Source organism: Jannaschia sp. 2305UL9-9, assembly GCF_041403465.1.
Classification (GTDB): Bacteria; Pseudomonadota; Alphaproteobacteria; order Rhodobacterales; family Rhodobacteraceae; genus Jannaschia.
In genome coordinates, this window is sequence record NZ_JBGEHM010000002.1 from 858,057 (window position 1) to 874,769 (window position 16,713).

General features: G+C 66.1%; 20 protein-coding genes. 10 read left to right on the forward strand and 10 right to left on the reverse strand.

The genetic code is table 11. The annotated features are described in order from the left end of the window. Positions 1–39: 39 nt before the first annotated feature. The 3 genes from V6N07_RS12185 to V6N07_RS12195 all read right to left on the reverse strand — a co-directional run bounded on the left by V6N07_RS12185 (position 40) and on the right by V6N07_RS12195 (position 1,736). Entirely contained in the window at positions 40–378 is a 339-nt protein-coding gene (locus tag V6N07_RS12185; protein ID WP_371156576.1) for a tRNA-binding protein, read from the reverse strand. Next, positions 375–1,166, reverse strand: a complete 792-nt coding sequence (proC, locus tag V6N07_RS12190) for a pyrroline-5-carboxylate reductase (protein WP_371156577.1) — start codon at positions 1,164–1,166, stop codon at positions 375–377. The genes V6N07_RS12185 and proC overlap by 4 nt, the downstream gene beginning before the upstream one ends. A gap of 63 nt (positions 1,167–1,229) precedes the next feature. Beyond that, positions 1,230–1,736 carry a YbjN domain-containing protein gene (locus V6N07_RS12195; RefSeq protein WP_371156578.1) on the reverse strand — a complete coding sequence of 169 codons (507 nt, stop codon included), beginning with the start codon at positions 1,734–1,736 and terminating at the stop codon, positions 1,230–1,232. A 195-nt stretch (positions 1,737–1,931) separates the two neighbouring features. Here V6N07_RS12195 and V6N07_RS12200 point away from each other — a divergent pair, with 195 nt between their 5' ends. Together V6N07_RS12200 and V6N07_RS12205 are read left to right on the forward strand one after the other, a co-directional pair. Next, the gene (locus V6N07_RS12200; protein WP_371156579.1) at positions 1,932–2,570 is read left to right on the forward strand and encodes a DUF3047 domain-containing protein; all 639 of its coding nucleotides are present in this window, start codon (positions 1,932–1,934) and stop codon (positions 2,568–2,570) included. A 48-nt stretch (positions 2,571–2,618) separates the two neighbouring features. Further along, on the forward strand, positions 2,619–3,380 hold the full coding sequence (locus V6N07_RS12205) for an SDR family NAD(P)-dependent oxidoreductase (protein ID WP_371156580.1): 762 nt from the start codon (positions 2,619–2,621) through the stop codon (positions 3,378–3,380). A 33-nt stretch (positions 3,381–3,413) separates the two neighbouring features. Here V6N07_RS12205 and V6N07_RS12210 read toward each other — a convergent pair whose 3' ends face one another. After that, entirely contained in the window at positions 3,414–4,133 is a 720-nt protein-coding gene (locus tag V6N07_RS12210; protein ID WP_371156581.1) for a response regulator, read from the reverse strand. A 115-nt stretch (positions 4,134–4,248) separates the two neighbouring features. On the opposite strand from V6N07_RS12210, the gene mce reads away from it, so the two are divergent. Then, positions 4,249–4,677, forward strand: a complete 429-nt coding sequence (gene mce / locus V6N07_RS12215) for a methylmalonyl-CoA epimerase (protein WP_371156582.1) — start codon at positions 4,249–4,251, stop codon at positions 4,675–4,677. Then, positions 4,677–4,955 (forward strand): DUF1467 family protein, encoded by a 279-nt coding sequence (locus V6N07_RS12220; RefSeq protein WP_371156583.1) that lies wholly within the window; start codon positions 4,677–4,679, stop codon positions 4,953–4,955. Before mce ends, V6N07_RS12220 begins: the two co-directional genes overlap by 1 nt. On the opposite strand, the gene V6N07_RS12225 is transcribed toward V6N07_RS12220, so the two are convergent. Then, positions 4,952–5,650: an EI24 domain-containing protein gene (locus V6N07_RS12225; RefSeq protein ID WP_371156584.1), complete on the reverse strand. Its 699-nt coding sequence runs from the start codon at positions 5,648–5,650 to the stop codon at positions 4,952–4,954. The genes V6N07_RS12220 and V6N07_RS12225 overlap by 4 nt on opposite strands. Then, positions 5,635–6,228, reverse strand: a complete 594-nt coding sequence (locus V6N07_RS12230) for a nitroreductase family protein (RefSeq protein ID WP_371156585.1) — start codon at positions 6,226–6,228, stop codon at positions 5,635–5,637. The genes V6N07_RS12225 and V6N07_RS12230 overlap by 16 nt, the downstream gene beginning before the upstream one ends. A 95-nt stretch (positions 6,229–6,323) precedes the next feature. Here V6N07_RS12230 and V6N07_RS12235 point away from each other — a divergent pair, with 95 nt between their 5' ends. Next, positions 6,324–6,728: a VOC family protein gene (locus tag V6N07_RS12235; RefSeq protein ID WP_371156586.1), complete on the forward strand. Its 405-nt coding sequence runs from the start codon at positions 6,324–6,326 to the stop codon at positions 6,726–6,728. A 48-nt stretch (positions 6,729–6,776) separates the two neighbouring features. Here the strand turns inward: V6N07_RS12235 and topA are convergent, their stop codons facing one another. The 4 genes from topA to tldD all read right to left on the reverse strand — a co-directional run bounded on the left by topA (position 6,777) and on the right by tldD (position 12,829). Beyond that, positions 6,777–9,563: a type I DNA topoisomerase gene (gene topA / locus V6N07_RS12240; RefSeq protein ID WP_371156587.1), complete on the reverse strand. Its 2,787-nt coding sequence runs from the start codon at positions 9,561–9,563 to the stop codon at positions 6,777–6,779. Between the two features lie 177 nt (positions 9,564–9,740). Next, positions 9,741–10,814 (reverse strand): DNA-processing protein DprA, encoded by a 1,074-nt coding sequence (gene dprA / locus V6N07_RS12245; protein ID WP_371156819.1) that lies wholly within the window; start codon positions 10,812–10,814, stop codon positions 9,741–9,743. 130 nt (positions 10,815–10,944) lie between these two features. Further along, positions 10,945–11,328 carry a hypothetical protein gene (locus V6N07_RS12250; protein WP_371156588.1) on the reverse strand — a complete coding sequence of 128 codons (384 nt, stop codon included), beginning with the start codon at positions 11,326–11,328 and terminating at the stop codon, positions 10,945–10,947. A 79-nt stretch (positions 11,329–11,407) separates the two neighbouring features. After that, positions 11,408–12,829, reverse strand: a complete 1,422-nt coding sequence (tldD, locus tag V6N07_RS12255; RefSeq protein ID WP_371156589.1) for a metalloprotease TldD — start codon at positions 12,827–12,829, stop codon at positions 11,408–11,410. A gap of 351 nt (positions 12,830–13,180) precedes the next feature. Here tldD and coxB point away from each other — a divergent pair, with 351 nt between their 5' ends. The 5 genes from coxB to V6N07_RS12280 are packed head-to-tail and all read left to right on the forward strand — an operon-like array spanning position 13,181 to position 16,596. Further along, on the forward strand, positions 13,181–14,056 hold the full coding sequence (gene coxB, locus V6N07_RS12260) for a cytochrome c oxidase subunit II (protein ID WP_371156590.1): 876 nt from the start codon (positions 13,181–13,183) through the stop codon (positions 14,054–14,056). A gap of 7 nt (positions 14,057–14,063) precedes the next feature. Beyond that, positions 14,064–15,002 (forward strand): heme o synthase, encoded by a 939-nt coding sequence (gene cyoE / locus V6N07_RS12265; RefSeq protein WP_371156591.1) that lies wholly within the window; start codon positions 14,064–14,066, stop codon positions 15,000–15,002. Further along, complete coding sequence (locus tag V6N07_RS12270; protein ID WP_371156592.1) at positions 15,002–15,196, forward strand: hypothetical protein; 195 nt, start codon at positions 15,002–15,004, stop codon at positions 15,194–15,196. Before cyoE ends, V6N07_RS12270 begins: the two co-directional genes overlap by 1 nt. Then, positions 15,193–15,783: a cytochrome c oxidase assembly protein gene (locus tag V6N07_RS12275; RefSeq protein ID WP_371156593.1), complete on the forward strand. Its 591-nt coding sequence runs from the start codon at positions 15,193–15,195 to the stop codon at positions 15,781–15,783. The genes V6N07_RS12270 and V6N07_RS12275 overlap by 4 nt, the downstream gene beginning before the upstream one ends. 12 nt (positions 15,784–15,795) lie before the next feature. Beyond that, complete coding sequence (locus V6N07_RS12280; RefSeq protein ID WP_371156594.1) at positions 15,796–16,596, forward strand: cytochrome c oxidase subunit 3; 801 nt, start codon at positions 15,796–15,798, stop codon at positions 16,594–16,596. Positions 16,597–16,713 lie beyond the last annotated feature (117 nt).

Consider the following 16,713-nt stretch of genomic DNA (forward strand, 5'->3'; position numbering starts at 1 on the left):
CGCTGTCGGGCAAAGCGCGTGAAATCAAAAGGCTCTGGGTCAATGCATCCGCCCCCCCTCCGGGACTGTCTGGTCGGGCGTCAGCAGGACGACCTCTCCGTCGGTGTCGGGCAGGCCGAGGACCAGAACCTCCGACATGAATGGGCCGATCTGGCGCGGCGGGAAATTGACGACGGCCACGACCTGCCGCCCGATCAGGCTATCCGTGTCGTAGTGCGCCGTGACCTGTGCCGATGTCCTGCGCTCCCCGATGTCCTCTCCGAAATCGATCCACATCTTGATCGCGGGCTTGCGCGCCTCGGGGAAGGGTTCGGCGCGGGTCACGGTGCCCACGCGCACGTCGACCTTCAGGAAATCGTCCAGATCGATGTTGCTCATGACCGCAGGGCCCTGGAGCGGTCGGTCGCCGCCGCGACGACCCGCGCCATGAGGTCGGGAAGTTCCGGCATCAGAACCTCAAGCCCGGCCTGCGTGGTGCCATTTGGGCTGGTGACGTTGACCCGAAGCTGGCCGGGGTCTTCCCCCGTCATGGCCAGCGCACCGGACCCGGCCACGGTCGCCCGCGCGAGTTGCAGGGCCAGATCGGGGGACAGGCCCTGCGCCACACCGGCAGCGGCCATCGCCTCGATCATGTGAAAGACATAGGCCGGACCGGAACCGGACAGGCCGGTGACCGCATCCATCTGGCCTTCGTGTTCGAGGCGCACCACCTCGCCCACGGCAGACAGGAACCCTTCGGCCAGGTCCAGGTCGGCGGGTGTCGTGGCGGGATTGCCGATGATGGCGGTGATTCCGCGACCGACCGCGGCGGGCGTGTTGGGCATCGCCCGCACGAGGCGGATATCGCCGAGCTGGGCCTCGTAGGCCGCGATCGGCGTGCCGGCGGCAACCGTCACGAACAGCGTATCGGACAGGCCGCGCAGGGCCGGCAGGGCCGCGCCCATCATTTGCGGTTTGACGGCAATCAGGGTGACGGCAGGCGCGGGCGGCAGGGACGTATTCAGGCCCACACCCGTGGATTGCAGCCAGTCCGACGGCGCCGGGTCCAGCACGGTGGCGGCCTTTGGCGACAGGCCGCTTTCCAGCCACCCGGCCAGCATCGCCGACCCCATCTTGCCGCAGCCCAGAAGGACCACGCCGCGTTCATTGATATCCGAAAAATCCATGGTCCCCCACTTTCGGCGCAAGGCTAATCGCGCAGCAGGCGACAGGCAACCGGGTCCCGGGCCTCAGGCGTGGCCGTAGGCCTCGGCGATGGCGACCTGAATCGCATCCGACGGCGCGCGGCCGCCCCAGCAGACCAGTTGAAACGCCGGGTAGTAGCGCTCGCCCGACAGGATCGCCTCGGCCACCATGTGATTGACCTGTTCGACCTGCGCGCAGGCGCCGCCCGCCAGCACGAGGCCATAACGGTAGGCCATCATCTTGCGGTCTGGCCAATACGCGAACGATCCGGCCCAGCAGCCGTCGTTCGCAAGATTGAGAACTTCGTAGAGGCCGGGCAATGCGTCCGCCGGCGGCTCCATCTCGAAGCAGCAGATCATCCGCAGTGTCTCATCCACCTCGGACCAGGCCAGCGTGACGGAGTAGCTGCGCCACTGACCTTCGACGACCATCGAGATCTGATCGTCCGCAATACGGTCGAAATCCCATTCGTGGCTTTCGGCGACGGTCTCGACCACGTCGATCGGATGCAGGTCGCCGCTGTCCGAAAATTGGTGCCTTTGGTGGAGCATGTCGCTGCCTTCCGATCTTGCCTCTAGGAGTGGGTGGTTCGACCATCCGTATGATTGGTGCCTGTATTCTCCTACCAGATATGGTGGAGCAGGGGGGCGACCGCTGTAAAGGCCGGACTTCCGGTTATGCACAACTTATCAAGGCATCACGGGCATTTGAGGGGCGTTCCGGCCCGCGCAGGCTACAACGGGGACATGAAACAGATCCTGTCGGCCCTCGTTGCCACCTGCCTCAGCCTTCCCGTATCCGCCGCTCAACTGTCCTTCGACGGCAGTTGGCAGGAACAGGGATTCCTTCGCCTGACGTCCAACGACTATGCGCAACGGGGGGGCAGTCTTGGCGTCACCTCCGACGGCACGGTGTCGCTGCTCTGGAAGGCGGTGCCCGACAGCCTGCGCGGAGCGACGGCGGCCTCTTGGCGGTGGACGGTGGAGCAGGGGGTTCCCGCCACCGACCTGCGCCGCAAGGGGGGGGATGATCGCAACCTTGCGCTCTATTTCGCGTGGACGGATGCCGCCACCGCCGCCACGGCGAATCCCAACCGCGCGACCCGCCTGCTGCGCAATCCGGCGACGAAGGTCCTCGTCTATGTCTGGGGCGATGACGAAGGGCGCGGCACGATCCAGAACAGTCCCTATCTTCCGGGTCTCCGCACCGTTGTTCTGCGCCCGGCGGGCACGGGCCAATTCTCGGAATCCGTCGATCTTGCGGCCGATTATGCGCGCGCCTTCGGCGAGGCGCCCGGCGTCCTGATGGGCGTGGGCGTGTCGGCCGACAGCGACGATACGGATAGCGTCATCCGCGCCTCGATCAGCAGCCTCGACTTGCGCTGACCCGCGGCACGGCTAGGCTGTCTCCCAAATGTGGGAGGGGGGCATGGAATGGACCTGAAGGGTAGCACGGTTGCGATCACCGGGGGCGCCGGCGGGCTTGGCGCGGCGGTCGCGCGCCACGTCGCCGCAGCGGGCGGGCATGTCAGCGTGCTGGATCTGGACAAGGCGGGCGGCGCAAGGCTGGCCGATGAACTGGGCGGGCAGTTCCATGAACTGGACGTGACCGATGCGGCCGCGTGTGCGCGGGTTCTGGCGGGGATCGCCGAGGGTGGACGCCTCGACATGATGGTGAACTGCGCCGGGATCGCCCCGGGGGCCAAGACCGTCGGGCGCGACGGGGCCCATGACCCGGACCTGTTCGCCCGGACCATCGCGATCAACCTGATCGGCACCTTCAACTGCGCCAGCGCGGCCGCGGCGATCATGGCGAAACAGACCGGACAGGGCCCGGACGGGGAGCGTGGCGTGATCGTCAACACGGCCTCCGTCGCGGCATACGAGGGGCAGGTGGGACAGACCGCCTATGCCGCCTCCAAGGCGGGTGTTGCCGGACTGACCCTGCCCATGGCGCGCGATCTCGCGTCCCTTGCGATCCGGGTGGTGGCGGTGGCGCCCGGCCTGTTCCTGACGCCCATGTTGCAAGGTCTGCCGCAGGACGTGCAGGACAGTCTGGGGGCGCAGGTGCCGTACCCCTCGCGCCTTGGCGCGCCGGAGGAGTTCGCCGCCCTCGTCGGGCATATCGCGGCCAACCCCATGCTGAACGGAGAGGTCATCCGCCTGGACGGGGCCATCCGCATGGCCCCACGATAGCTTGATCGGAAAGGTCCATCCGTGCGGGCGCAGTCAGATGACCCGGCGCGTCGTGTCCAGCCGTTCCGCGATCAACGCCTGAAGGCGGGGGCGGATTTCGGGGGCGGGCCGTGTCGCAAGGCCGCTGGTTTCCGCCAACAGCTTGCTGTCATGGCCGGTTCGGGCCAGCCCCTGCAGGAAATTCACGATATAGGCGGGGGTCACCTGCGGGTCGGCAAGAATGCGATCCGCGTAGGCAAGATCCTCGGACAGGGCGAGGGGATCCGGCTCGATCGTTTCGGCCCCGACCACGCGCAGGCTGCGCGGCCAGCGGTCTCTTGGCAGGTGGCGCATGATGGCCTGCTGAAAGGCGGCAAGGCTTTCGATCGGCTTTGGCAGAAAGCCGTTTGCCCCGCAGATCAGGGCGTCGCCTTCCACGCTCTCGCGGGCCTGACCGGATGTGGCCAGAATGACGGCGGGCGGATGGGACCCCGCGGCCAGATCCTCGATCAACGACAGGCCGGACCCGTCGGGCAGGCCCAGATCGACGATCGCCACGTCCGGGCGATACGTGCCCAGATGGCGCCGGGCGGAGGCCAGGCAATCGGCCCGCCGGATCCGCGCCCCGGACCGCAGCGCCATCAACCGCACCGCCTCGGAGGCAAATCTGCTGTCTTCGATCAGCAGCAGGGTCATGCCCAGAAAGGGGCGCTGGGGCGTCGGCGCGGGGCGGGCCGTCAGGTCGAGGTCGTCCATCGATTCACTCCTATCCATTTTGTCCAGAATGCGCCTTCATCCCTAATGGTTGGTAAACGCGGCGGCCTGTCGCCTTGTGCCCTGTCGGTGCGAGGGCGATAACCGCGCGCAAGCGACACGAAGGGAAGCGAAGATGATTGGCCGATTGAACCACGTGGCGATTGCCGTCCCCGACCTCGAAGCCGCGGCGGCGCAGTATCGCGACACCCTTGGTGCCAAGGTGAACCCCCCGCAGGATGAGCCGGACCACGGCGTCACGGTGGTGTTCATCGACTTGCCGAACACCAAGATCGAACTGCTCTATCCCCTGGGGGACGACAGCCCCATCGCCGGGTTCCTCGAAAAGAACCCGTCGGGCGGGATCCATCATATCTGCTACGAGGTGGAAGACATCCTGGCTGCGCGCGACACGCTCCGGGCCGCGGGGGCGCGGGTTCTGGGCAGTGGCGAACCCAAGATCGGGGCCCATGGAAAACCGGTCCTGTTCCTGCATCCCAAGGATTTCACCGGCACACTGGTGGAGTTGGAGCAGGTCACCGAAACCTTGGCGGAGAGCGTCTGATGTCCGTCTTTTCCGCAATCGTCGTCTTCATGATGATCTGGGCCATGGTGTTCCTGATCGGCCTGCAGATCGGTCAGGATACCCAAGGGGATCGGGGCCGCGTCACGCAAGGCAGCCACGCCTCGACCCCGGCCAACCCGATCGGCGTCTGGCGACGCATCGCATGGGCGACGGGCATCACCCTCGTCCTGTGGGTGCCGCTGATCTGGTTCATCACCTCGGGCAACCTGACCATCGACGACCTGCGTCGCTGGACAGGCCGCGAGGTCGTCAACTAGCGCCCGTTGAGGCGGTGAAACAAATGCGTGAAGGTGGCGGCGCCCAGCACCGGCACCAGCAGGTTCACGACCGGGATCGACAGCGGAATGGCCATCAGGATGCCGGTGGCCCAGATGCTGCCCCGGTTGTTGCGCCGGAATGCGCGTGCCTCGTCGGCTGGCAAATGTCGCGCAGCAGACATCTGCGCGTATTCCCGGCCCAGCAGGAACCCGTTCACCCCCCAGAAGATGAACAGGGCCAAGGGTGCGAGCAGAAGATACGCGAACAGCGCCAGTATGTTCACGCCGATGACGAGGCCAAGGAAACCGGCGCTTTCGCGAATGGTCTCTGACCATGACTGCTGTCGTGCGGGGGGCAGGCCGGGATAGTGGCGGTCTTCCACTGCTTCGGCGATCCGGTCGAGGAACAGGCCGGTAAAGGCCGAGGCAACAGGCACCATCAGAAAGACCGACATCGCCAGAGACACCGGCACGAGGGTCCAGCCGACGGCATTGTCCAGCCATCCGACGGGGCCGATCCAAGGCAGCGACACCTCCGGCCCGATCAGGGCCATCGCGCCCCAGATCATCAGCACCGTAAAGGCCAGCAGGATCGCGACCGACAGGCCGATGCCGCGCAACAGGACGCCCCGGAACCGAGGGTCGCCCAATTGGCCGACCGCCTTAAGCGCATCGTTGATCATCTGTCCTGCCACGCGATCTTGGCGTCCGCGTCGGGCCGCGGGCGGTCGGTGGGGACCGGCCCCTCGGTGCCGATGACGACGTATCCGGCAACCCATTCGGTCGGTGCCAGCGACAGGCCCTCGGTCAGGAAATCGCGGTCATAGGCCATCCAGCCCGACAGCCAGTTCGCACCCCAGCCCGCCGCCATGGCCACCTGCACCAGCGTCATGCACAACGCCCCGGCGCTGAGCGTCTGTTCCACCTCGGGGATCTTGTCGGAGGTGACCGGCGCGGCCACGACGGCCACCATCACGGGGGCGTCGCGGAACATCGCCTCGGCCTTGATCAGCTTGTCGGGGTCGCGGCCCTGTTCGGCGCCAAGCCGGGCCGCAAGATCGGCCAGACGGGTCAGGGCGGCACCCTCCAGCACGACAAGGCGCCAAGGCTCCAGCTTGCCGTGATCCGGCACGCGCAGGGCGGTGGTCAACATCGGCGTCAGGGCGGCGCGGTCGGGGGCGGGACCGGTCAGCGTCTTGGCGGGGCGGGACCGGCGCGTGGTCAGGAAATCCATGACCTCCGGGCGCGGGGAGAGGGGGGCAATCTGCGTCATGCCCCTCATGTCGCAACGCGACCGCCGACAATCAAGCTTGGCCTGCGCGATCAAACCGCTACTCTGCCTCTCGACCCTTGGGGAGGAGACATTTCATGCAGATCGACAGCCTTCATCACGCGGGCCTTTCCGTATCCGATTTCGATGCCGCCGTCGCGTGGTGGCAGCGGCATTTCGGCTTCGAATTGCTCAAGGAATGGGGCACGCCCGAGTTGCGGATGGGCCTGATCGGCAAGGCCGGGGTGCATGTGGAATTGTTCTGCAAGGCCGGCGCAACCCCCGGCCCCGACGAGGCGCACAGCGTGCCTGAGTCCTTCGCCCAACGCGGCTGGAAACATGTCGCCTTCGCCGTGCCCGACATCGCGGCCGCGATCGAGACGCTGCGCGCGGAGGGGGTGGAGATCATCGTGGACCCGGTGCGCGATGCGCCGCCGGGATACCACTATGCCTTCATGCGCGACCCGGACGGAAATCAGGTCGAACTGGTCGAGGTTCCGTAGACCCCACGTTTCAGGCCCCGCAGGGTTGCGGGGCCCGGTCCACTCCGGTCAGTCTTCGGTCTTTGCCGCAGGCTTCTTGGCGGCTGGTTTCCTTGTGGCGGGCTTCTTCGCAGCAGGCTTTTTCGCCGCTGGCTTTTTGGTAGCGGTCTTGGCAGCAGGCTTCTTTGCCGCCGTCTTTTTCGCCGCCGGTTTCTTGGCAGGGGCCTTCTTGCCCGCCTTGGCCGCCCGCTCCGCGATCAGGTCGACGGCCTGCGCCATGGTCAGATCCTCGGGCTTGATCTCCTTCGGGATCGTCGCGTTGATCTTTTCCCATTTGACGTAAGGACCATAGCGCCCTTCCATCACGTTGACGGGTCCGCCGCTTTCGGGATGTTCGCCCAATTCCTTCAGCGGTGGTGTCGCCGCGCGCCCGCGCCCGCGCGGATTGGCCCGCTTGTCGGCCAGCACCTCGACCGCGCGGTTCATGCCGATGGTAAACACCTCTTCCTCGTCGCCGAGGTTGGCATAGACCGGCTTCGCGTCGTCGGGCCGTTTGTGCATCACGTAGGGGCCATAGCGCCCGAGGTTCGTGGTGATCGGCTCCCCATCCTCGGGGTGTTTCCCGACCTCGCGCGGCAACGTCAAAAGCTGCATCGCGCGATCGAAGTCGACGATATCCGGGGCCCAGGATTTCGGCAGGGAGGATCTTTTGGGCTTCTTGTTCTCCTCGGTCACCTCGCCGAGCTGGACATAAGGTCCGAAACGGCCGGATTTCAGCCAGACTTCCAGACCGCTCTCCGGCTCCACGCCCAGCATCCGCTCATCGCCCTGCTGCTCCCCTTCCATGCCCGGCGGGCCGAAGGGGCGGGTGTAGCGGCATTCGGGGTAGCGGTTGCAGCCGATGAAGGCGCCGCCGGACCGCGCGGTGCGCATCGACAGGCGGCCTTCCTCGCACTTGGGGCACAGGCGTCGATCCTTGCCGTCCTCCCGCTCGGGGAAGAGATGCGGCTCCAGCACCTCGTTGATCTTTTCAAGGACATCCGTGATCCGCAGCTCTGCCGTTTCGTCCACGGCGGCCTTGAAGTCGCGCCAGAAGCGGTCGAGCACGTCCTTGTAGTCCGCCTCGCCTGCGGACACGTGATCCAGCTCATCCTCCAGCCCGGCGGTGAAGTCATACCCCACGTAGCGGCGGAAGTAGTTGGACAGGAACACGGTCACCAACCGCCCCTGATCCTCGGGGAACAGGCGGTTGCCATCCTTGCGCACGTAGCCCCGGTCGACGATCGTCCCGAGGATGGAGGCATAGGTCGACGGGCGGCCGATCCCCAACTCCTCCATCTTCTTGACCAGCGTGGCCTCGGTGTAGCGGGGCGGCGGCTGCGTGAAGCTCTGCTGGCCCAGCACCGCGCCCGAGGACGAGAGCCGCGCGTTCGCGGGCCCTGAGCCGTCGTCCAGCAACGTGTCCGCCTTGCTGTCGGTTTCGGCCAGCTTGTCGAAATCGGCGCGCAACCCGTTCGCGACCTTCCTGGCCGCGTCGCCTTGGTGGATCGCGGGCAGGCGCTTGTCGTCATCACCGCTGGCCGCGTCATCGTCGCGTCCTTCGGTATAGACCTTCATGAAGCCGTCGAAGACGACGACCTGACCGTTCGCGCGCAATTCCACCTGATTGTCCGCGCTGCCGATGGTGACGACCGTGCGTTCGAGGCGCGCGGCCTCCATCTGGCTGGCCAGCGTCCGCTTCCAGATCAGGTCGTAAAGCTTTTTCTGTTCGCCATCGAGGCGCAGATCCTCGGCCGCCAGCGTCATGTCGGTGGGGCGGATGCACTCGTGCGCTTCCTGTGCGTTCTTGGCCTTGTTCTTGTAGATGCGCGGGCTGCTTGGGACGTATGTCTCGCCATAGCGCGCCTTGATCGCATCGCGCGCGCCGCTGACCGCCTCGGGCGCCATGTCGATGCCGTCGGTCCGCATGTAGGTGATGTGCCCGGCCTCATACAGACGCTGCGCCGTGCCCATCGTGGCCTTGGCGCCCATGCCGAACTTGCGCGACGCCTCCTGCTGCAACGTCGAGGTCATGAAGGGCGGCGATGGATTGCGCGTGGCGGGTTTCGCCTCGACCCCGGTGACGGTCAGGTCGCGGCTTTCGATGGCCTGCACGGCCAGTTCCGCGCTGGTCGCATCCTTGAAGGTGAACCGCTCCACCTTGTCGCCGGCCAGCGTCACCAGCCGCGCCTCGAAGGTCTGGCCGCGCGGCGTTTCCAGCAGGGCGCGGACGGTCCAGTATTCCTGCGGATCGAAGGCTTCGATCTCCATCTCGCGGTCGACGATCAGGCGCAGGCTCACCGATTGCACGCGCCCCGCCGATTTCGACCCCGGCAGCTTGCGCCACAGGACCGGCGACAGGGTGAACCCCACGAGGTAGTCCAGCGCGCGGCGCGCCAGATAGGCATGCACCAGCGGCGTGTCGATTTCGCGCGGGTTGGCGATGGCTTCCTGCACAGCTTTCTTGGTGATCGCGTTGAAGGCGACGCGGCTGACCGGCATGTCCTTCTTGATACCACGGCGGTTGAGCAGGGTTTCCTGCAGGTGCCAGCTGATCGCCTCCCCCTCCCGGTCGGGGTCGGTAGCGAGGATCAGGTTGGGATCCTTGGCCAGCGCATCGGCGATTTCCTTGATGCGCTTCTTGCTGTCGGCGGGCACCTCCCAGGTCATGGCGAACCCCTCTTCGGGGTCGACGGATCCGTCCTTGCCGACGAGGTCACGCACGTGGCCATAGCTGGCCAGCACGGTGTAATCCTTGCCGAGGTAGCCATTGATGGTCTTGGCCTTGGCCGGGGATTCGACGACGACGACTGGCATTCTGCGGGACCTCGGGGTGGTTCTGGGGCTGGGCGTGAAGGGTCTTTCGTGGCGGACCCTCATGGGCCGGGGACCATGTGGCGGCCCGTCTGTCAATGTCAATGGCAGGTAAAAAGGCGGTTTGGGGCAGGCTGATGCGCCTGACCCTCACGCCGCTGGTCGCCATGGCCCGCGAGGTCAGAGACGGACGAGACCGCCACCGGGGCGTCGTCCGACAGCGCCCGCAAGCTCCATCTCGGAGAGATGCGCGGCGAGGGTTTGCGCCTCTATCGCGCCTGCGGCGGACAGGTCCCGCAACAATTGATCCTCACCCACCGGGGTCGGGGACAGCAATGTCAGGATGCGCGCCTCGAGGTCATCGGTCGCGACGGGCGGCGGCGTATCCTGCGGCATCTGTGCGACGTGTTCCGGATGCGGGTCTTCGCTCAGGACATCGAGAATATCGTCGACATTGCGCACCAATGTCGCGCCATCGCGCAGCAGGTTGTTGCACCCCGACGCGCGCCCATCCATCGGGTGCCCCGGCACGGCCATGACCTCCCGCCCCTGGTCGAGGGCGTCGCGGGCGGTGATCATGGAACCCGACCGCGCGGCCGCCTCAACCACGACGACGGCAAGCGACAGGCCGGACACGATCCTGTTGCGCCTCGGGAAGTCGCGCGCCTGCGGCGACAGGCCGAAGGGACGTTCGGACAGGGCGCATCCGCGTTCCGCGATCTGTTTGGCAAGCTCCGCATTCTCGGCGGGATAGATGCGGTCCAGACCGCCCGCGTGCACCGCGATCGTCCCCCCCTCCAGCGCGGAGGCGTGCGCGACGGTATCGACCCCCTTCGCCAGTCCGGACACCACGATGATCCCCGCGTCGGCAAGATCGCGGCCAAGGGCGCGGGTCATGCGCAGCGCCAGCGAGGAGGCGTTGCGCGTGCCCACGACGGCCACGCACCGCTTGTTCAGCATCGCGGTGTTCCCCTGCGCCCACAGAACCGGCGGCGCGTCGGTAACCTCGGCCAGGCGGCGGGGATAGCCGGGCGCCCCGAGGGTCAGGAGCTTTGCACCGGCCTTCCGCGCGGCGGCGATTTCACGACGAATCTCTGCCTCTTCCGCGGGGCGATACCTGTCGTCGCCCGCGTCGGCGGCGATGCCGGGCAAGGCGGCCAGCGCGCGCACACCGTCGCCGTGTTCCGCGATCAGACGGCGGAACGTCGCGGGCCCGACTCGGCGTGACCGCGACAGGCGGAGACGGGCGAACATCTCCTCCTGCGTCGGCGGCCCGTCGAACAGCGGCAGGGGCGCCTCCTCCCAACCGTCGTGCACCTGAAGCAGGTCATCTCGAATCGCATAGTCCATCAAGCTAGCGTCGTCGCCGGAGATTGAGGAATGGTTAACTGCGGCGGGACAGGGCGTCAGGTTCGATTTGAAAGGCTGTGCACCAGAGGATCGCAGCGTGAAGATAAATCGTAAATACCCAGAACAGTATGTCCCTGCCGGACGCGGCAATGATCGACCCGACTACGAGGGTGGCCAGCCCGCCGACGACCGCCCAACCGGCCCATCCGGTACGCATCAACAGTGCGAAGACGGCAAGGACGACAGGTGCAACGAGCGCAGTTCCGAAAGCCCCGAACAGCAACAGGCCGCCAGCTTTGAGCAGATGCGCCAAAGGCCCCGCTGCCCCGCTAAATATGAATGTCATGAGACCGCCGACAAAGGCCGGCCCGAGCGAGAAAGCAATCCACATCAGCAGCCAATCGCCGAGGCTGAACATCCGGTAACCATGGTACGTCGTGCGGGTGGCACCGGCTGATGGTCGAAGTCTGCTGGTAGGTCCCCTCATAGGAACAGGCTCACGCAGCAGATCCACCCACCGTCAGCCCGCCGATCAGCAGGGTCGGTTGACCCACGCCGACGGGCACCCATTGGCCCTGCTTGCCGCAGTTGCCCATGCCAGGGTCCAGCGCCATGTCGTTGCCGATGGCACGGATGTTGGTCAGGGCGGTCGCGCCATCGCCGATCAGGGTCGCGCCCTTGACCGGCTCCTGCACCACACCGCCGCGCACGCGGTAGGCTTCGGTGCAGCTGAACACGAACTTGCCGTTGGTGATGTCGACCTGACCGCCGCCGAAGCCCACGGCATAGATGCCGTCCTTGACGTCCGACACGATGTCGCCCGGCGCCACGTCCCCGCCCAGCATGTAGGTATTGGTCATGCGGGGCATCGGAATATGGGCATAGCTTTCGCGCCGTCCGTTGCCCGTCGGCGCGACCCCCATCAGGCGCGCGTTCTGCCGGTCCTGCATGTAGCCGACGAGGATGCCGTCCTCGATCAGGGTGTTCTTCGCCGATGGCGTGCCTTCGTCATCGACGGTGATCGAACCGCGCCGGTCGGGAATGGTGCCATCGTCCAGCACGGTGACGCCGGGGGCGGCGACGCGCTGCCCCATCAGGCCGGCGAAGGCCGATTGTTCCTTGCGGTTGAAGTCCCCCTCCAACCCGTGGCCCACCGCCTCGTGCAGCAGGATGCCGGGCCAGCCGTTGCCGAGGGCGACGTCCATCACGCCGGCGGGGGCGGGCACGGCGGACAGGTTGACGACCGCGATGCGCAGCGCCTCGCGCGCGGTGGCCTGCCATGCGGCGGGCTCCATCAGGGTGGTCAGGCCGATCCGCCCGCCACCGCCCGCACTGCCCGATTCGCGACGACCGTTCTCCTCGACGATGACGGAGATGTTGAGCCGGACCATGGGGCGCGTGTCCGAGACGGACAGACCGTCGGCGCGCAGGATCTCGACCTCCTGGATGGAGGCCGCCATGGACGCCGTCGCCTGAACGACCCGGGGGTCGAGATCGCGGACGAAAGCATCGATCTCCCGCAGAGTGTCGAGCTTGACCGAAAACGCATGCCCGGCAATCGGGTCGGCGTCGGTGTACAGACGCTGGTTGGTGCGCGCGGGGGCGTCCGCCATCGTTCCGCCACCGTCACCCACCGCAAGCCGGGCCGTCTCGGCCGCGCGTTTCAAGGCCGCCTCCGACACCTCGGTCGAATGGGCATAGCCCGCCGTTTCACCGCGGACGGCGCGCAGGCCGAAGCCTTCGGAGGCGTCGTAGCTTGCGGTCTTGACCCGGCCGTCGTCGAACAGGACCATTTCGGACCGGCGCCGTTCGAGGAACAATTCGCCATCATCGGCCCCTGCAAGGGTATCGCGCAGGATGCCCAGGGCGGCCTCGCGGTCGAGATCGGTGTCGAACGGGCGGAAGGGGGCATCGGTCATGGCGTGTCCTTTGGAAGGCGTCGGTTTGCCTCACAGATAGGGCGAAACCCCGGCAGACCCCAGTGGCCGGGCCGAGTATTTCCGCAGCGCGCGCATTCGGCCGGTTCCGGTGCGACCCGCATGGCCGGCAAGGCACCCGATCCGATTTTCTCAACCCGGCCCGGTGGTGCACGGCAATGTGCTCTGCATGCCATGGCGTGCGACAGGGGTGACAGGGTGCCACAGATCGCGCAGTTGGCCTTGCGGACTCGGGGTTTGATGTGGTCTTAGGCGATCCAAGACGCCAACGGGGTTTCTACGTGTCCCTCAGACGGGACCGTGCATCCAGCCCCGCCAGACAGGATGACCGCCATGAAGATGTCTCGATTCTCCGCTGCTTTCGCCGGGGGCCTTGCGGCTTTCGGTGCGCTGCCCGCCACCGCACAGGACGTGACGCAGGCCCTGCGCGACCTGCCCGTGATCGGGACGCCGCAGCCGGGCGGCATGGGGTTTCAGCCCGCGACGACGTCGCTGGCCGCCGACATCCATTGGCTGGACGGCTTTCTGCTGGTGATCATCACGGTCATCGCCCTGTTCGTGACGGGTCTGCTGGCCTGGGTCATCCTGCGCTACAACCGCCGCGCCAACGCGAACCCGGCGCAGTTCACGCACAACTCTCCCCTCGAAGTGACTTGGACGGTCGTTCCTATCCTGATCCTCGTCGGGATCGGCGCGTTCAGCCTGCCCGTCCTGTTTGATCAGCAGCGTATCCCCGAAGGCGACGTCGTGGTGAAGGTCTCGGGCTTCCAGTGGGCGTGGGAATACGAGTACCCGGATGAGGACATCTCGTTCCAGAGCTACATGATCGGTGCAGACGCCGGGAACATGCTGACCGAGGACGTCAGCGCTCAGCTGACCGAAGCCGGTTACACCGATGAGCATTTCCGCCTTGCCACCGATACCTCGATCGTCGTGCCGGTCGGGCAGACCATCGTGATGCAGGTGACGGGCCTCGACGTTATCCATTCCTGGACGATCCCGTCGTTCGGCGTGAAGCAGGATGGCATCCCCGGTCGCCTTGCCCAGCTGTGGTTCCGTCCCGAAGAGGAAGGCATCTACTTCGGTCAGTGCTCGGAGCTGTGCGGCATCGCCCACGCCTACATGCCGATCACGGTCAAGGTCGTCTCGGAGGAGGTGTACGCCGCCTGGCTCGAAGAGATGAAGGCCGGCAACCTCGTTTCGTGGTGATCGATAATTGACCGACGTCAGCCTCAATATCGCAACCGGGACCGCCCCCGCCGACGAGGCGGGGCTGCGCGACTACTGGCAGCTTCTGAAGCCGCGCTTGATGTCGCTGTCGGTCTTTACCGCGCTGGTCGGCCTGTTGGTGGCGCCCGGTGGTGTTCATCCGTTCCTCGGGGCCACATCGATCCTGTGGATCGCGCTGGGGGCCGGGGCGTCGGGTGCGCTGAACATGTGGTTCGATGCCGATATCGACCGGGTGATGAAGCGCACGCGCAAGCGGCCGATCCCGTCGGGTCGCGTGGCGCCGGGTGACGCGCTGGCACTGGGGCTGTTCCTGTCGGTCCTGTCGGTCACGATGCTGGGGCTGACGGCCAATTGGGTCGCCGCGTTCTGGCTGGGGTTCACGATCTTCTTCTATGCCGTGATCTACTCCATGTGGCTCAAGCGGACGACATCGTGGAACACGGTGATCGGTGGGCTGGCCGGGGCCTTCCCGCCGATGATCGGCTGGGCTGCCGCGACTGGTGGCACCCCTCTGGAGGCGTGGTTGCTTGTCGGCCTGATCTTCATGTGGACGCCGCCACACTTCTGGGCGCTCGCCCTGTTCGTGAAGCTCGACTACCACGAGGCACGCATTCCGATGCTGACCGTGACCCACGGCCGGGACGAGACGCGGCGCCAGGCCCTGATCTGGTCGTTGGGGCTGGCCATCGTGTCGATCCTCGCGGCGTTCACGTCCCTTGGCGGTCCGCTGACATTGGCGGTGGCGCTTGTGCTGAACGGTGTGTTCCTCAAGGGCGCGTGGGACATGTGGCGCCGGACCGATGCGGACAGCGAGGCCGACAACCACGCCGTCGAAAAGGGCCTGTTCAAGTGGTCCTTGCTGTACCTGTTCGCACATTTCTCGGTTTTCGTGGTCGAGGCCGCGATCCCGTTCGGAGGCTGGTGATGCATCGCGATTCCGAGGTTCACATCCGACGCAGGGGCCGCAACTTCGGCGTTCTGGGGGTGCTGCTCGCGTTCATCGTCATCGTTTTCGGCGTAACGCTTGCCAAGATTCAGACCGGAGGCTTTTCCGAAGGTTTCGATCATGTCGCACGTCCGGGCCTCGTGCCCGGTCAGACGGAGGAGGTTGCAGAATGAAACGCTGGTGGAACAACCTGACGGACAACGGGCGGGTCATCGCCATGACCACGGCGACGGTCGTCGGCATGGGGTCGCTGGGTTGGGCCGCCGTGCCTCTGTATGACCTGTTCTGCCGGGTCACGGGCTATGGCGGGACGACCGCGCAGGCCAGCGCAGGTTCGGATGTGGTGCTGGACCGGACCGTCCTTGTCCGCTTCGACGCCTCGCGCGAACGCGGGATGCCGTGGGAGTTCAAGCCCGTCCAGAACCAGATGCGCGTCCGCATCGGCGAGACGAACCTGGCCTTCTACGAAGCTCACAACCCGACCGACGAACCCGTTGCCGGCACGGCCAGCTTCAACGTCGCGCCCTATGCCGCCGGTCTGCATTTCGTGAAGATCGAGTGCTTCTGCTTCGAGGAGCAGATCCTCGCCCCCGGCGAAACCGTTTCGATGCCCGTCACCTTCTTCGTCGATCCCGAGTTGGTCGACGATCCGGAGGCAAAGGGTATCCCCGAAATCACCCTGTCCTACACATTTCACGTAACGGACTTGCCACAGGACTATGCGGCGTTGCACACGGACGCCAATACGACGACCAACTGAGGGGCCTGACAGATGGCGCACGCCAAGAACCACGACTACCATATTCTTCCGCCGTCGATCTGGCCGTTTGTCGGGTCGGTCTCCGGTTTCTTCATGCTGCTCGGCGCCGTCCTGTGGATGCACGGGTCCGGCCCCTGGCTTTTCGCGGCTGGTTTCGTCGGCGTCCTTGGCGTGATGTTCGCCTGGTGGTCGGACGTCGTGCGCGAATCGAATGTCGGTGACCACACGCCCGTCGTGCGGATCGGCCTGCGCTATGGCTTCATCTTCTTCATCATGTCCGAAGTCATGTTCTTCGCGGCGTGGTTCTGGTCGTTCTTCAAGCATGCGATCTATCCGATGGGGCCGGATTCGCCCTCTGTCGATGGGGTCTGGCCGCCCGTCGGGATCGAGACATTCGATCCGTGGCACCTGCCGCTCATCAACACGCTGATCCTGCTGTGTTCGGGCGCAGCCGCGACATGGGCGCACCATGCCCTCGTGCATGAAAACAACCGCGAAGACATGAAGTGGGGCCTGATCCTGGCGATCGCCCTCGGCGCCATCTTCACCGTTTTCCAGATCTACGAATACAGCCACGCCGCCTTCGGTTTCGCAGGCAACATCTATGGCGCCAACTTCTTCATGGCGACGGGCTTTCACGGCGTTCACGTCCTGATCGGCACGATCTTCCTCGCCGTGTGCCTGTTCCGCCTGCAGGCCGGACACTTCACTCCCGAAAAGCACATCGGCTTCGAGGCGGCTGCCTGGTACTGGCACTTCGTCGACGTGGTGTGGTTGTTCCTGTTCGCCGCGGTCTACGTCTGGGGCGGCTGACGCCGAAGGCGTCACCCATCCGACATTCCTGAACGGCGCGGGTTCGCCCGCGCCGTTTGCCGTCCGGACCCGTCCGACAGGATCGCATCCGGACCTGCGTCAAACCCGGAGCCCGCG

What these genes read in the sequence shown, in the direction of transcription:
- V6N07_RS12185 (WP_371156576.1), bottom strand. Translation starts at nt 378, where the DNA reads ATGAGCAACATCGATCTGGACGATTTCCTGAAGGTCGACGTGCGCGTG.
- proC (WP_371156577.1), bottom strand. Translation starts at nt 1,166, where the DNA reads ATGGATTTTTCGGATATCAATGAACGCGGCGTGGTCCTTCTGGGCTGC.
- V6N07_RS12195 (WP_371156578.1), bottom strand. Translation starts at nt 1,736, where the DNA reads ATGCTCCACCAAAGGCACCAATTTTCGGACAGCGGCGACCTGCATCCG.
- V6N07_RS12200 (WP_371156579.1), top strand. Translation starts at nt 1,932, where the DNA reads ATGAAACAGATCCTGTCGGCCCTCGTTGCCACCTGCCTCAGCCTTCCC.
- V6N07_RS12205 (WP_371156580.1), top strand. Translation starts at nt 2,619, where the DNA reads ATGGACCTGAAGGGTAGCACGGTTGCGATCACCGGGGGCGCCGGCGGG.
- V6N07_RS12210 (WP_371156581.1), bottom strand. Translation starts at nt 4,133, where the DNA reads ATGGATAGGAGTGAATCGATGGACGACCTCGACCTGACGGCCCGCCCC.
- mce (WP_371156582.1), top strand. Translation starts at nt 4,249, where the DNA reads ATGATTGGCCGATTGAACCACGTGGCGATTGCCGTCCCCGACCTCGAA.
- V6N07_RS12220 (WP_371156583.1), top strand. Translation starts at nt 4,677, where the DNA reads ATGTCCGTCTTTTCCGCAATCGTCGTCTTCATGATGATCTGGGCCATG.
- V6N07_RS12230 (WP_371156585.1), bottom strand. Translation starts at nt 6,228, where the DNA reads ATGACGCAGATTGCCCCCCTCTCCCCGCGCCCGGAGGTCATGGATTTC.
- V6N07_RS12235 (WP_371156586.1), top strand. Translation starts at nt 6,324, where the DNA reads ATGCAGATCGACAGCCTTCATCACGCGGGCCTTTCCGTATCCGATTTC.
- topA (WP_371156587.1), bottom strand. Translation starts at nt 9,563, where the DNA reads ATGCCAGTCGTCGTCGTCGAATCCCCGGCCAAGGCCAAGACCATCAAT.
- dprA (WP_371156819.1), bottom strand. Translation starts at nt 10,814, where the DNA reads ATGTTCGCCCGTCTCCGCCTGTCGCGGTCACGCCGAGTCGGGCCCGCG.
- V6N07_RS12250 (WP_371156588.1), bottom strand. Translation starts at nt 11,328, where the DNA reads ATGTTCAGCCTCGGCGATTGGCTGCTGATGTGGATTGCTTTCTCGCTC.
- tldD (WP_371156589.1), bottom strand. Translation starts at nt 12,829, where the DNA reads ATGACCGATGCCCCCTTCCGCCCGTTCGACACCGATCTCGACCGCGAG.
- coxB (WP_371156590.1), top strand. Translation starts at nt 13,181, where the DNA reads ATGAAGATGTCTCGATTCTCCGCTGCTTTCGCCGGGGGCCTTGCGGCT.
- V6N07_RS12270 (WP_371156592.1), top strand. Translation starts at nt 15,002, where the DNA reads ATGCATCGCGATTCCGAGGTTCACATCCGACGCAGGGGCCGCAACTTC.
- V6N07_RS12275 (WP_371156593.1), top strand. Translation starts at nt 15,193, where the DNA reads ATGAAACGCTGGTGGAACAACCTGACGGACAACGGGCGGGTCATCGCC.
- V6N07_RS12280 (WP_371156594.1), top strand. Translation starts at nt 15,796, where the DNA reads ATGGCGCACGCCAAGAACCACGACTACCATATTCTTCCGCCGTCGATC.